General features: G+C 73.0%; 9 protein-coding genes and 1 riboswitch. Of the genes, 6 read left to right on the top strand and 3 right to left on the bottom strand.

The features are described from left to right. Positions 1 to 120: 120 nt before the first annotated feature. The 3 genes from ACI79Z_RS19750 to uvrB all read right to left on the bottom strand — a co-directional run bounded on the left by ACI79Z_RS19750 (position 121) and on the right by uvrB (position 4,442). On the bottom strand, positions 121 to 717 hold the full coding sequence (locus tag ACI79Z_RS19750; protein WP_456903571.1) for a TerD family protein: 597 nt from the start codon (positions 715 to 717) through the stop codon (positions 121 to 123). Positions 718 to 947: 230 nt separating this feature from the next. Continuing rightward, complete coding sequence (locus ACI79Z_RS19745) at positions 948 to 2,057, bottom strand: TerC family protein (RefSeq protein WP_387993529.1); 1,110 nt, start codon at positions 2,055 to 2,057, stop codon at positions 948 to 950. 267 nt (positions 2,058 to 2,324) lie between these two features. Further along, positions 2,325 to 4,442 (bottom strand): excinuclease ABC subunit UvrB, encoded by a 2,118-nt coding sequence (gene uvrB / locus ACI79Z_RS19740; protein ID WP_387993532.1) that lies wholly within the window; start codon positions 4,440 to 4,442, stop codon positions 2,325 to 2,327. 480 nt (positions 4,443 to 4,922) lie between these two features. On the opposite strand from uvrB, the gene glgX reads away from it, so the two are divergent. From glgX to ACI79Z_RS19710, 6 genes are all read left to right on the top strand, one after another. Next, positions 4,923 to 7,028, top strand: a complete 2,106-nt coding sequence (gene glgX, locus ACI79Z_RS19735; RefSeq protein ID WP_387993534.1) for a glycogen debranching protein GlgX — start codon at positions 4,923 to 4,925, stop codon at positions 7,026 to 7,028. Further along, positions 7,025 to 9,367 carry a malto-oligosyltrehalose synthase gene (gene treY, locus ACI79Z_RS19730; protein WP_456903570.1) on the top strand — a complete coding sequence of 781 codons (2,343 nt, stop codon included), beginning with the start codon at positions 7,025 to 7,027 and terminating at the stop codon, positions 9,365 to 9,367. The genes glgX and treY overlap by 4 nt, the downstream gene beginning before the upstream one ends. Positions 9,368 to 9,616: 249 nt before the next feature. Further along, positions 9,617 to 9,751, top strand: a riboswitch (cyclic di-AMP (ydaO/yuaA leader). Positions 9,752 to 9,754: 3 nt separating this feature from the next. Next, positions 9,755 to 10,354 (top strand): transglycosylase family protein, encoded by a 600-nt coding sequence (locus tag ACI79Z_RS19725; RefSeq protein ID WP_456903569.1) that lies wholly within the window; start codon positions 9,755 to 9,757, stop codon positions 10,352 to 10,354. 110 nt (positions 10,355 to 10,464) lie between these two features. Beyond that, a complete protein-coding gene (treZ, locus tag ACI79Z_RS19720) occupies positions 10,465 to 12,216 on the top strand; it encodes a malto-oligosyltrehalose trehalohydrolase (RefSeq protein ID WP_456903568.1) in 1,752 nt (583 codons plus the stop codon). After that, positions 12,216 to 12,938: a dihydrofolate reductase family protein gene (locus ACI79Z_RS19715; RefSeq protein ID WP_456903567.1), complete on the top strand. Its 723-nt coding sequence runs from the start codon at positions 12,216 to 12,218 to the stop codon at positions 12,936 to 12,938. The genes treZ and ACI79Z_RS19715 overlap by 1 nt, the downstream gene beginning before the upstream one ends. Positions 12,939 to 13,061: 123 nt before the next feature. Then, a complete protein-coding gene (locus tag ACI79Z_RS19710; RefSeq protein WP_456903566.1) occupies positions 13,062 to 14,132 on the top strand; it encodes an ATP-dependent DNA ligase in 1,071 nt (356 codons plus the stop codon). The last annotated feature ends 5 nt before the right edge of the window (positions 14,133 to 14,137 follow it).

Raw genomic sequence — 14,137 nt, 5'->3', positions numbered from 1 at the left:
CGGGGTCCCCGCACCGCCGGGGGTGGGGGGGGCGGGGGGGGGGGGGGGGGGCGGGGGGGGGCGGCCCCCCCCCCCCGCGGGGGGTGCGGGGCCCGGACGGGCGTCCGGGCCCGGCGGGGATCAGCCGACGTTGACGCCGAAGTCCTGGGCGATGCCGCGCAGGCCGGAGGCGTAGCCCTGGCCGACGGCGCGGAACTTCCAGTCGGCGCCGTTGCGGTAGAGCTCGCCGAAGACCATGGCGGTCTCGACCGAGGCGTCCTCGGTGAGGTCGTAGCGGGCGATCTCCTGGCCGTTGGCCTGGTTGACCACGCGGATGAACGCGTTGCGGACCGCACCGAAGTTCTGCTTGCGGTTGTCGGCGTCGTAGATGGACACCGGGAAGACGATCTTGTCGCAGGTCGGCGGCACGCCGGCCAGGTTCACCTGGATGACCTCGTCGTCGCCCTCGCCCTGGCCGGTGAGGTTGTCACCGACGTGGACGACCGAGCCGTCCGGGCTGCGGAGGTTGTTGAAGAAGACGAAGCCCGAGTCGTCGGGGGTGACCTTGCCGTTGGCGTCGAGCATGATCGCCGACGCGTCGAGGTCGAAGTCGCCCCCGGAGAACGTGTTGACGTCCCAGCCGAGGCCGACGTTCACCGCGGTCAGGCCCGGCGCCTCCTTGGTCAGCGAGACGTTCCCGCCCTTGGAGAGGCTGACACCCATCAGTTGGACTCCCATGTCACCGTCGGGGAGCGCAGCGGCGGTCGCCGCTGCACCGGACACCGGATGGACCGGCGCCGCCGGGGGACGCGGGCGGTGTGCCCGGCGCGTCCCCCGGCACCGCTGCGCGGGGTGCCGGTCGGGCACCCAGCGGAGCGGACGTGTCCTGGATCGTGCCGCACGATCACCGGGAGCAACAGGCACACCGGCGTCGTCGGCCTGCCGTCCTCCCGGTGGTCACCCGCGCGTCACCCGGAGCGGCCGTCCGTGCGCTGCGCCGGCGCCGCGGCGGGGCGCTCACCCGGCTCGTGCTGCACCGTCGGCACGCCGGTCTCCCCGGCGACCGCGGCGGCTCCCCGCCCGGCCTCGGCGTGCGGCACGGCCTCGCGGGCGTCGCGGCGGCTGCGGGCCAGGCTCGCGACCGTGGTGACCAGCAGGGTGACGACGATGACCGACAGCGACAGCCAGGTCGGGATCTCCGGGATGGCCGTGACGTGCTCGCCGCCGTTGATGAACGGCAGCTCGTTCTCGTGCAGCGCGTGGATCAGCAGCTTGATCCCGATGAAGCCGAGGATGACCGCCAGGCCGTAGTGCAGGTACACCAGTCGGTCGAGCAGGCCGTCGATGAGGAAGAACAGCTGCCGCAGGCCCAGCAGCGAGAAGGCGTTGGCGGTGAAGACGAGGAAGGTCTCCTCGGTCAGCCCGAAGATCGCCGGGATCGAGTCGACGGCGAAGAGGATGTCGGCGCTGCCGATGGCGACCAGCGCGATGGCCAGCGGGGTGATGTGGCGCTTGCCGTCCAGCCGGGTGGTCATCCGGTCGCCGTGGTAGTCCGACGTCGTCGGGATCACCCGGCGGACCAGCCGCAGGAAGCCGTTCTCCTTGAACTCCTCGTCCTCGTCCCCGCCGGCCCGCGCCTGGGCGACGGCGGTGTAGATGAGGAACGCGCCGAACAGGTAGAAGACCCAGCTGAAGTTCTCGATCGCCGCGGCGCCGAGGAAGATGAAGACGGTCCGCAGGACCAGGGCGAACGCGATGCCGAACAGCAGCACCTTCTGCTGCAGCTCCCGGGGCACCGCGAAGCTGGCCATGATCAGGACGAAGACGAAGAGGTTGTCGACCGACAGGCTCTTCTCGGTGATGTAGCCGGCGAAGTACTCCCCGCCGTACGTCCCGCCGGCGAAGACCCACACGCCGATGCCGAACAGCACCGCGATGGCGACGTAGACCGCCGACCAGGTCGCCGCCTCCTTCAACGACGGGGCGTGCGGCGTCCGCACGTGGCCGACGAAGTCGAAGACGATCATGGCCACGATCGCGGCGATCGTGATCGCCCAGACGAAGAAGGGGACGTCCAAAGTGGTTACCTCCGGTCCACTGGCAACAGTCAGCACCGGAGGTCTCTCCCACCGGCCGCGACGGCGGCCGGCCGGTGGCGCCGGGGTACGCGTACCCGTGCTGACGACGCCACCGCGGGCGGGATACTCCCCTCCACGGCTCCGCGGGCACGGCGCAGCGCACCCGGCGGAGTCACAGGGCAGAACGGACGAGGGGCGCCCGGGGTTCCCGGACGCCCCTCTCCCCGTCGACCGGGGTCAGCTCACCCCCGCGCCGGCCGCCGCTGGCTAGGCGTGGGCGGCGTCGAACTGGCGCAGCTCCTTCTTGAGCTCGGCGAGCTCGTCGCGCAGCCGGGCGGCCACCTCGAACTGCAGCTCCCGGGCGGCGGCCAGCATCTGCTCGTTCATCTGCGTGATGAGGTCGGCCAGCTCGGCGCGCGGCAGGCCCTGGACGTCGATCGCGCCGGCCTTGGACCGGCCCTTCGACGACAGCCCTGGCACCGGCGCCTTCCCCCGCGACTGCTGCCGGCCCGACCCGCCGATCAGCTCGGTGGCGGCCTCGGCGTCCTCGGACTCGCGGTAGATGCCGTCGAGGATGTCGACGATCTTCTTGCGCAGCGGCTGGGGGTCGATGCCGTTGGCGGTGTTGTAGGCGATCTGCTTCTCGCGGCGCCGGTTGGTCTCGTCGATCGCCTGCGCCATCGACGGGGTGACCTTGTCGGCGTACATGTGCACCTCGCCGGACACGTTGCGCGCCGCGCGGCCGATGGTCTGGATCAGCGAGGTGGTCGACCGGAGGAAGCCCTCCTTGTCGGCGTCGAGGATCGCCACCAGCGACACCTCGGGCAGGTCGAGGCCCTCGCGCAGCAGGTTGATGCCGACCAGCACGTCGTACTCGCCCTGCCGCAGCTCGCGCAGCAGCTCCACCCGGCGCAGCGTGTCGACCTCCGAGTGCAGGTAGCGGACCTTGATGCCGAGCTCGAGCAGGTAGTCGGTGAGGTCCTCGGCCATCTTCTTGGTGAGCGTGGTGACCAGGACGCGCTCGTCCTTCTCGGTGCGCTCGCGGATCTCGCCGACCAGGTCGTCGATCTGGCCCTTGGTCGGCTTGACCACGACCTCCGGGTCGACCAGGCCGGTGGGGCGGATGACCTGCTCGACGAACTCGCCGCCGGTGCGGCCGAGCTCGTAGGGGCCCGGGGTGGCCGACAGGTAGACCGTCTGCCCGATCCGGTCGGTGAACTCCTCCCACTTCAGCGGGCGGTTGTCCATCGCCGAGGGCAGCCGGAAGCCGTGCTCGACCAGCGTGCGCTTGCGGCTCATGTCGCCCTCGTACATGCCGCCGATCTGCGGCACGGTCACGTGCGACTCGTCGATCACGAGCAGGAAGTCGTCGGGGAAGTAGTCGATGAGGCAGGCACCCGCGCTGCCCGGCGCCCGCCCGTCGATGTGCCGGCTGTAGTTCTCGATGCCGGAGCAGAAGCCGACCTGGCGGATCATCTCGATGTCGTAGGTGGTGCGCATGCGCAGCCGCTGCGCCTCCAGCAGCTTGCCCTGCTTCTCCAGCTCGGCCAGCCGCTCCTCGAGCTCGGCCTCGATGGTGCGGATCGCCCGCTCCATCCGCTCCGGGCCGGCGACGTAGTGGCTGGCCGGGAAGACGAACAGCTCCTGGACCTCGCGCACGACCTCGCCGGTGAGCGGGTGCAGGTAGTACAGCCGCTCCACCTCGTCGCCGAACATCTCGATCCGGACGGCGAGCTCCTCGTACACCGGGAAGACCTCGATCGTGTCGCCGCGCACGCGGAAGGTGCCGCGGGTGAACGCGAGGTCGTTGCGGGTGTACTGCTCGGTGACCAGCGTGCGCAGCAGGTCGTCGCGGTCGCGCTCCTCCCCCACCCGGATGCGCAGCGCCCGGTCGACGTACTCCTCCGGGGTGCCCAGGCCGTAGATGCAGGAGACGGTGGAGACCACGACCACGTCCCGCCGGGTGAGCAGGCTGTTGGTCGCCGAGTGCCGCAGCCGCTCGACCTCCTCGTTGACCGAGGAGTCCTTCTCGATGTAGGTGTCGGTCTGCGGGACGTAGGCCTCGGGCTGGTAGTAGTCGTAGTACGACACGAAGTACTCGACGGCGTTGTCCGGCAGCAGCTCGCGGAACTCGTTGGCCAGCTGCGCGGCGAGGGTCTTGTTCGGGGCCATCACCAGGGTGGGCCGCTGGACCTGCTCGATCAGCCACGCCGTGGTGGCCGACTTCCCGGTGCCGGTGGCGCCGAGGAGCACGGTGTCCGTCTCGCCGGAGTTGACCCGCTCCGCGAGGGCCTTGATCGCCGCCGGCTGGTCGCCCGAGGGCTGGAACTCGCTGACGACGCGGAAACGCCCCTGGGTGGGCCGGATGTCGGAGGTCGCGCGCACGGGGACGACGGTACGACCGCCCGGTGACAGGACGCCGCGAGTGACGGGTGGTGATCACGGGACCGACGGGGCGTGTCGCTTGCGGACGCGTCGCCCTCGTGCTCGTGCTCGGCCCCCGGACCCGCTAGCGTGCCCTCCTGCAGGCGCGGTGCCGCGCCGGGGACCAGTGCCACCCGGGATGCCCGGACGAGGTCGGACCCCGGCGCCCCGCGCCTCGGTACCTGGTGTGCCCGGCCCCGCGCCGGGGCGCCGGACCCGCACACGACGCCCTCCGCGGCCTCCGCCGCGGAGGGCGTCGTCGTCCCCGGGCCCCCTGCCGGGCCGCCGCCGTGATGTCCGCCGCGTCAGGTGTGGAGCCGCCCGGTTGGGGCTAAGGAGCCCGCGGGCACCCGTGTGCCCCGACCCCCCTCCGACGGCCGCGGCGGGGGGCCACCGCGCCCTGGACCACCGAGGGGCGCCCGCGCAGGAGGAAACACGTCGATGACCCAGGTGTGGCCTGGAAACGCCTACCCGTTGGGTGCCACGTACGACGGCACCGGGACCAACTTCGCCCTGTTCAGCGAGGTCGCCGAGAAGGTCGAGCTGTGCCTGTTCGACGAGCAGGGCAACGAGGAGCGCATCCGGCTCCCGGAGATGGACGGCTACGTCTGGCACGCGTTCCTGCCCGGCATCCAGCCCGGGCAGCGCTACGGCTACCGCGTGCACGGCCCGTACGACCCGGAGAACGGGCAGCGCTGCAACCCGAACAAACTGCTGCTCGACCCCTACGCCAAGGCGATCGACGGCGCGATCGACTGGGACGAGGCCTGCTTCGGCTACCGGTTCGGCAGCGGCGAGCGCAACGACGACGACTCGGCGCCGCACATGCCGAAGTCCGTCGTCATCAACCCGTACTTCGACTGGGGCGTCGACCGCCCGCCGAAGACCCCCTACAACAAGACGGTCATCTACGAGGCCCACGTCAAGGGCCTGACCATGACCCACCCGCGGATCCCCGACGAGCTGCGCGGGACCTACGCCGGCATCGCCCACCCGGCGGTGATCGAGCACCTCCAGTCGCTGGGCATCACCGCGATCGAGCTCATGCCGGTGCACCAGTTCGTGCAGGACGACACGCTGCTGCAGAAGGGCCTGCGCAACTACTGGGGCTACAACACGATCGGCTTCTTCGCGCCGCACAACGAGTACGCCCAGGCCACCGACGGCCAGCAGGTGCAGGAGTTCAAGGGCATGGTCCGGACCCTGCACGAGGCGGGCATCGAGGTGATCCTCGACGTCGTCTACAACCACACGGCCGAGGGCAACCACAACGGCCCGACGCTGTCGTTCAAGGGCATCGACAACCGGGCCTACTACCGGCTGGTCGAGGGCGACGAGCAGTACTACATGGACACCACGGGCACCGGGAACTCGCTCAACGTCCGGCACCCGCAGTCGCTGCAGCTGATCATGGACTCGCTGCGGTACTGGGTCACCGAGATGCACGTCGACGGGTTCCGGTTCGACCTCGCCTCCACGCTGGCCCGCCAGTTCCACGAGGTGGACCGGCTGTCGGCGTTCTTCGACCTGGTGCACCAGGACCCGGTGGTCAGCCAGGTGAAGCTCATCGCCGAGCCCTGGGACGTCGGCGACGGCGGCTACCAGGTGGGCAACTTCCCGGCGCTGTGGACCGAGTGGAACGGGAAGTACCGCGACACCGTCCGCGACTTCTGGCGCGGCGAGGACGCCACCATCGGCGAGTTCGCCAGCCGCATCTCCGGCTCGGCCGACCTCTACAAGCACTCCGGGCGCCGGCCGGTGGCGAGCATCAACTTCGTCACCGCGCACGACGGGTTCACCCTCAACGACCTCGTCTCCTACAACGAGAAGCACAACGAGGCCAACGGCGAGGACAACAACGACGGCGAGAGCCACAACCGCAGCTGGAACTGCGGCGTCGAGGGGCCGACCGACGACCCCGAGGTGCTCGAGCTGCGCGCCCGGCAGCGGCGCAACTTCATCGCCTCGCTGATGCTCAGCCAGGGCGTGCCGATGCTGCTGCACGGCGACGAGCTCGGCCGCACGCAGCAGGGCAACAACAACGGCTACTGCCAGGACTCCGAGCTGACCTGGATCGACTGGGAGTCGGTCGACGAGGGGCTGCTGGAGTTCACCAAGCTGGTCACCCGGCTGCGCACCGAGCACCCGACCTTCCGCCGCCGCCGGTTCTTCCACGGCCGCCCGGTGCGCCGCGAGGAGGGCGACCCGGTGCAGGACGTCGCCTGGTTCACCCCGTCCGGCGAGCTGATGAGCGACGAGGACTGGGACGCGGGCTTCGCCAAGTCGCTGGCCATGTACCTCAACGGCCACGGCATCCGGGAGACCGACGAGCGCGGCGAGGACGTCCTCGACGACTGCTTCTACCTGGCGTTCAACGCCCACCACGAGCCGATCGACTTCACCGTGCCGCCGTCGGAGTACGCCGAGGGCTGGACGGTCGTCGTCGACACCGCGGAGCTGGGCGAGGTCGAGCCGGTGCAGGTGAAGGCCGGCGACGTCGTGACCGTGGCCGCCCGCGCCACCGTCGTGCTGCAGGCGGCCCCGTGAGCCAGGCCGACGACGACCTCGAGCGCCGGCGGGCCACCCCCGCGGCGACCTACCGGCTGCAGGTGACCGCCGAGTTCACCCTCGACGACGCCGCGGCCGTGGCCGGCTACCTCGCCGACCTGGGTGTCACGCACGCCTACTCCTCCCCGCTGCTGCGCTCGGCCGCGGGCAGCACGCACGGCTACGACACTGTCGACCACGCGCACGTCGACGAGCCGCGGGGCGGGCAGGAGGGCTTCGACCGGTTCGTCGCCGCGCTGCACGAGCACGGGCTGGGCCTGGTGCTCGACCTGGTGCCCAACCACATGGGCGTGGCCGACCCGGCCGAGGCGCCGTGGTGGTGGGACGTGCTGCAGCACGGGCGCGACAGCGCGCACGCGTCGGCGTTCGACGTCGACTGGGACTTCGGCGGCGGGCGCATCCGCATCCCGGTGCTGGGGTCGGCCGACGACGTCGAGAAGCTCGAGGTCGTCGACGGCGAGCTCCGCTACTACGACAACCGCTTCCCGATCGCGCCCGGCACCGGCGAGGGCACCCCGCAGGAGGTGCACGACCGGCAGCACTACGAGCTGGTCGACTGGCGGCGCGCGGACGCCGACCTCAACTACCGGCGCTTCTTCGCCATCAACACCCTCGCCGGGCTGCGCGTGGAGGACCCGGAGGTCTTCCGGGCCACCCACGAGCTGGTGCTGCGGCTGGTGGCCGACGGCGCCGTCGACGGGCTGCGCATCGACCACCCCGACGGCCTGGCCGACCCCAAGGAGTACCTGGACCGGCTGGCCGAGGCGTCGGGCGGCCGGTGGACGGTGGTCGAGAAGATCCTCGAGCCCGGTGAGGACCTGCCGGAGAGCTGGCGGGCGGCCGGCACCACCGGCTACGACGCGCTGGCCGAGGTCGACGACGTCCTGGTCGACCCGGCCGGCGAGGCGGCGCTGACCGCGCTGGACACCGAGCTGTCCGGCCGGGCGGTCGACTACGGGCAGCTGGTGCACGACTGCAAGCGCGAGGTGACCGACGGGATCCTCGGCTCCGAGGTCGCCCGGCTGGTGCGCGTCATCGGCGAGCTGCCGGGCGTCGACGTGGAGACGGAGAAGGAGGCGCTGGCCGAGCTGCTGGCCTCCTTCTCCGTCTACCGCACCTACCTGCCCGACGGCCGCGAGCACCTCGACGCCGCCGTGGGCGACGTCCGCGACCGCCGTCCCGACCTGGTCGCCGCGGTCGACGCGCTGCACCCGGTCCTGGCGCAGGCCGGCACCGAGGCGGCCACCCGGTTCGAGCAGACCAGCGGCCCGGTGATGGCCAAGGGCGTCGAGGACAGCGCCTACTACCGGTGGGCGCGGTTCGTGGTGCTCAACGAGGTCGGCGGCGACCCGGCGCGCTTCGGCAGCACCCCGGAGGAGTTCCACGAGGCGCAGGCGCGGCGGCTGGAGCGCAAGCCGGAGTCGATGACGACGCTCACCACGCACGACACCAAGCGCAGCGAGGACACCCGGGCGCGCCTGGCCGTCCTCGCCGAGGTGCCGACGGAGTGGGCGGACCTGGTCCGCGGCTGGCTGTCCCGCCACCCGCTGCCCGACCGGCCGCTGGCGCACCTGGTGTGGCAGAACCTGGTCGGCGCGTGGCCGCTGTCCCGCGAGCGGGCGCACGCCTACGCGGAGAAGGCGGCCCGGGAGGCCGGGCAGTCGACGACGTGGACCGACGTCGACGAGGCGTTCGAGGCGCAGCTGCACGCGATGGTCGACGCCGCCTACGACGACGAGGCCACGAACCGCGAGATCGAGGCCTTCGTCGCGCGGATCGGCCCGGCGGGCCGGTCCAACGGGCTGGCGCAGAAGCTGCTGCAGCTGACGATGCCCGGCGTCCCGGACGTCTACCAGGGCACCGAGCTGTGGGACCACTCGCTCGTCGACCCCGACAACCGCCGCCCGGTCGACTACGACGAGCGGCGCGCGCTGCTGGCCCGGCTCGACGGCGGGGAGGTGCCGGAGGTCGACGACACCGGCGCGGCCAAGCTGCTCGTCGTGTCGCGGGCGCTGCGGCTGCGGCGGGACTCCCCGGAGCTGTTCACCGGCTACACCCCCGTGGCGGCCACCGGGTCCGCCGCGCAGCACGTCGTCGCCTTCGACCGTGGGTCCGGGGAGCAGGGCGGCGCGGTGACCGTGGCGACCCGGCTGCCGGTGGCGCTGGCCGCCACCGGCTGGGGCGACACCGCGCTGACGCTGCCGACCGGTGCGTGGCGCGACGTGCTCACCGGCACGCGGGTCGTCTCCGACGCCGGCGGAGCGCCCGTCGGCGAGCTGCTGGCCCGGCTGCCGGTGGCCCTGCTCGTCCGGGACTGAGACGGAGGTCACGGCGGCGCCTGCCGGCGCCGCCGTGACCTGCGGCCCCTGCCGGCGATCTCGTGCGCGCCGCCCGGCACGGGCCGGGCGACACGCCGTGACGGGTGGTGCCGGTGTGCCGTCTCGTGATGCTCCCGTTACCTTTGCGACCGCACGCGGGCCAACCGACTGCCGCGTGCCGGAGCCGGTCCGCCGAACCCCGTCCGCCGGGCTCCGTTCCTCGAGCACAGCCAGGACGGGGGTGGGGGACCCACTTCGGCGCCTGCACCGCGGTCACGGGGGGACCGGACGCAGCGCCTCGGGGTGAAGCCGCACGCCGTGCGGCCGGGGCACCGATCGCTCCGAACCCGACAGCTCACCTCGCAGGCGGCGGATCGGAGATCCCCCATGCGCACGTCCACGTCCCTGCTCCGCCGTGCCCTCGTGACGACCGGCGTGGCCGCGGCCGCGATCGGCGTCACCGCCGGCCCGGCCTCGGCCGCCGCTCCCAACGACTGGGACGCCGTCGCCCAGTGCGAGTCCAGCGGCAACTGGAGCATCAACACCGGCAACGGCTACTACGGCGGCCTGCAGTTCAGCCAGTCCACCTGGGCGGCCTTCGGCGGCACCGAGTACGCCGCGCGCGCCGACCTGGCCACCAAGGCGCAGCAGATCGCCGTCGCCGAGCGCACGCTCGACGTCCAGGGCCCGGGCGCCTGGCCCACCTGCGGCAAGGGCCTGGACCCGGGCGCCCCGGAGGCCGGCTCGCCGGCCGCCGCGCCCGCCGCCGCACCCGCGCCGGCCGAGCCGGACACGGCCGCCCGGGCCGGGGAGTCCGCCGCCGGGGCGTCCGGCGGCTCGTACACCGTGCGGTCCGGCGACACGCTGGGCACGATCGCCCGGGACCAGGGCGTCGAGGGCGGCTGGAAGGCCCTCTGGTCGGCCAACAGCGGCACCGTCAGCAACCCGGACGTCATCCACGTCGGGCAGGTCCTGCAGCTGCCGTGACCCGAGGCGGCAGCCGGGGGACCCGCTCCCCCGGCTGCCGCTCGCGGTTGACCGCGCCCGCAGCGGGCAAGAGGGACCGGTCAGCCGCACTACCGCTGGGAGGCCCCCGCATGTCCGCACCCGTCGAGTTCGCCGTCTGGGCGCCCGTGCCCGAGCGTGTGCGCCTGCAGGTCGACGGCACGGTGCACGACATGCGCCGCGACGACGACGGCTGGTGGCGGGCCGAGGTCGAGGCCGGCCCGGAGTCCGACTACGGCTACCTGCTCGGCGACGACGACACGCCGCGCCCCGACCCGCGCTCGCGTCGCCAGCCCGACGGCGTGCACGGCCTGTCCCGCCGGTTCGACCCGTCGGCGTACGCCTGGGGCGACACCGCCTGGACCGGGCGCCCGCTCGCCGGCGGCGTCGTCTACGAGCTGCACGTCGGCACGTTCACGCCCGAGGGCACCCTCGACTCGGCCATCGACCGGCTGGGCCACCTCGCCGACCTCGGCGTCGACTTCGTCGAGCTGCTGCCGGTCAACGGCTTCGACGGCACGCACAACTGGGGCTACGACGGCGTCCTCTGGTACACGGTGCAGGAGAGCTACGGCGGCCCCGCGGCCTACCAGCGGTTCGTCGACGCCTGCCACCAGCGCGGGATCGGCGTCATCCAGGACGTCGTCTACAACCACGTGGGCCCGTCGGGGAACTACCTGCCCCTGTTCATGCCGATCTTCTCGGAGGGCGGCGCGAACACCTGGGGCGAGTCGGTCAACCTGTCCGGGCCGGACTCCGACGAGGTCCGCCGCTACATCCTCGACAACGCCCTGATGTGGCTGCGCGACATGCACGTCGACGGGCTGCGGCTGGACGCCGTCCACGCGCTGGTCGACGAGCGCGCCACGCACGTGCTCGAGGAGATGGCGCAGGAGGTCGACCGGCTCTCGGTCGCCGTCGGCCGGCCGCTGACGCTCATCGCCGAGAGCGACCTGAACGACCCCCGGGTGGTCACCCCCCGGGTGGCCGGCGGCACCGGCATCCACGCCCAGTGGAGCGACGACTTCCACCACGCGCTGCACGCGACGCTCACCGGGGAGGGGCAGGGCTACTACGGCGACTTCGCCGAGGCCGGGCTCGCCGGGCTGGCCAAGACCCTCACCGGCGCCTTCTTCCACGACGGCACGTGGTCCAGCTTCCGCCGCCGCTCGCACGGCCGGCCGGTGGACACCGCGCGGCTGCCGGGCTGGAAGTTCCTCGGCTACCTGCAGGACCACGACCAGATCGGCAACCGCGCCATCGGCGACCGCGTCTCGGCGACGCTGTCCCCCGGCCTGCTCGCCGTCGGCGCGACCCTGGTGCTGACCGGCCCGTTCACGCCGATGCTGTTCATGGGCGAGGAGTGGGGGGCCTCGACGCCGTGGCAGTTCTTCACCAGCCACACCGACCCCGACATCGGCCGCGCGACGGCCGAGGGCCGCAAGAACGAGTTCGCCGAGCACGGCTGGGACGCCGACGAGGTGCCCGACCCGCAGGACCCGGAGACCTTCCGCCGCTCGAAGCTGGACTGGTCCGAGCCCTCGCGCGAGCCGCACGCACGGCTGCTGGAGGTGCACCGGACGCTGCTGGCGCTGCGCCGGCAGCACCCGGACCTGGTCGACCCGGACCTGTCGGCGGTCGAGGTCGGCTGGGACGACGACGACCGCGTGCTCGTGCTGCACCGCGGCGCGCTGCGGGTGGTGGCCAACCTGTCCGGGCAGCCGCAGCAGGTGGAGCTGGACCGGCCGGCCACCGGGGTGCTGTTCGCGACCGCCGACGAGCCGTCCGTGGACGGTGCGACGGTGACGGTCCCGGCCGAGAGCGCGGCCGTCGTCACCACCTGATGCGCCGGCTGCTCCCCTCCCCCGGCGGGGCGGACCTGACCGACGACGACCTGGCCGACGCCTACGCCCTGCCGCCGGGGCGCTCGTTCCGCGTCGACTTCGTCGCCTCGCTGGACGGCGCGGTCACCGTGGACGGCGTGAGCGCCGGGCTCGGCTCGCCCGGCGACCGGCGGGTGTTCTCGACGTTGCGCGCGCTGGCCGACGTCGTCCTGGTCGGGCACGGGACGGCGGCCGGCGAGGGCTACCGCCCGGTGGCGGCGGGCTCGCCGGTCGGGCGGCGGCGCGCCGCGCTCGGCCGGCCGCCGGAGCTGCCGATCGCGGTGGTGTCGCGCCGGGCCTCGCTCGCGCCCGGGGACCGGCTGGCCCGGCCCCCGACGCTGCTGGTGACGTGCGCCGCGGCCGACGCCGGCCGACGGGCCGCGCTGGCCGACGCCGGGGTGGACGTGCTGGTGTGCGGGGACGCCGACGTGGACCTGCCGCTCGCGGTCGACCGGCTCGCCGGGCGCGGGTTCGAGCAGGTGCTGTGCGAGGGCGGGCCGGCGCTGCTGTCGGCGGCGCTGGACGCCGGCGTCGTCGACGAGCTGGACCTCACCGTCTCCCCCGCGCTGGTCGGCGGCCAGGCGCGGCTGCTGGACCGGGCGCTGCGCGACGTCGTCCGCCCGCGGCTGGTGCAGGTGCTCGAGGAGGACGGCGTCCTGTTCACCCGCTACGCGGTGGACTGAGTCCCGACCGCGTGCGCGGACGCCGCGTTCCGGCTCTCCGATGCGGCGCCGGCGCACACCGCCGCCACCCGTCCGGTCGACGGTGGTCTGCCGGTGCGGGAGGCCGCTGGTTGACTGACCTGCATGGACCTGCCCGTGCTCCCGCCGGTCAAGCCGATGCTGGCCAAGGCCACGACGAAGCTCCCGACCGGGGACGGGCTGTTCTACGAGCCCAAGTGGGACGGCTTCCGCTGCATCGTCTTCCGCGACGGTGACGAGGTGGAGCTCGGCAGCCGCAACGAGCGCCCGCTGACCCGCTACTTCCCCGAGGTCGTGGCCGCGGTCAAGGAGGCCCTGCCCGAGCGCTGCGTCGTCGACGGCGAGATCGTCGTGCCGCAGGGCGACCGGCTGCACTTCGAGTCGCTGCTGCAGCGCATCCACCCCGCCAAGTCGCGGGTGGACCTGCTCGCCGAGCAGACGCCGGCGCACTTCGTCGCCTTCGACCTGCTGGCCCTCGGGGACGAGTCGCTGATGGAGACGCCGTTCGCGCAGCGCCGGCAGCGGCTGCGCGAGGTGCTGGACCGCCGGCACGAGCGGGTGCACGTCACCGCGGTCACCCGGGACGCGGCGATCGCGCAGCGCTGGTTCGACGAGTTCGAGGGCGCGGGCCTCGACGGCGTCGTCGCCAAGGACGCCGACCTGCCCTACGGCCCCGACCAGCGGCTGATGACCAAGGTCAAGCACGTGCGCACCGCCGACTGCGTGGTCGCCGGGTTCCGCTGGCACAAGAGCGGGCCGGTCGTGGGCTCGCTGCTGCTCGGCCTCTACGACGACGGCGGGCTGCAGCACGTCGGCGTCGCGGCGTCGTTCCCCATGGCGCGGCGGGCCGAGCTGGTCGAGGAGCTGGCGCCCTACCGGGCCCAGGCACTCGACGGGCACCCGTGGCAGGACTGGGCGAACGCCGAGGTCCAGGAGAACGGCGAGCACCGGATGCCCGGCGCGCAGAGCCGGTGGAACGCGAAGAAGGACCTGTCCTGGGTGCCGCTGCGGCCCGAGCTCGTCGTCGAGATCAAGTACGACCAGCTCGAGGGACGGCGACTGCGGCACACCGGGCAGTTCCTCCGCTGGCGGCCCGACCGGGAACCGCGCAGCTGCACCTACGACCAGCTCGAGGTCCCGGTCCGCTACGACCTGGCCGAGGTGTTCAACGGGTGACCGGC

Source organism: Geodermatophilus sp. SYSU D00663 (assembly GCF_054050655.1).
Note: the sequence above shows the minus strand (reverse complement) of the source record. Positions and strands in the feature narration are given on the sequence as shown.

Bases quoted from the DNA above. Each gene is read 5' to 3' on its own strand.
- ACI79Z_RS19750 (WP_456903571.1), bottom strand. From the start codon at position 717: ATGGGAGTCCAACTGATGGGTGTCAGCCTCTCCAAGGGCGGGAACGTC.
- glgX (WP_387993534.1), top strand. From the start codon at position 4,923: ATGACCCAGGTGTGGCCTGGAAACGCCTACCCGTTGGGTGCCACGTAC.
- ACI79Z_RS19725 (WP_456903569.1), top strand. From the start codon at position 9,755: ATGCGCACGTCCACGTCCCTGCTCCGCCGTGCCCTCGTGACGACCGGC.
- treZ (WP_456903568.1), top strand. From the start codon at position 10,465: ATGTCCGCACCCGTCGAGTTCGCCGTCTGGGCGCCCGTGCCCGAGCGT.
- ACI79Z_RS19715 (WP_456903567.1), top strand. From the start codon at position 12,216: ATGCGCCGGCTGCTCCCCTCCCCCGGCGGGGCGGACCTGACCGACGAC.
- ACI79Z_RS19710 (WP_456903566.1), top strand. From the start codon at position 13,062: ATGGACCTGCCCGTGCTCCCGCCGGTCAAGCCGATGCTGGCCAAGGCC.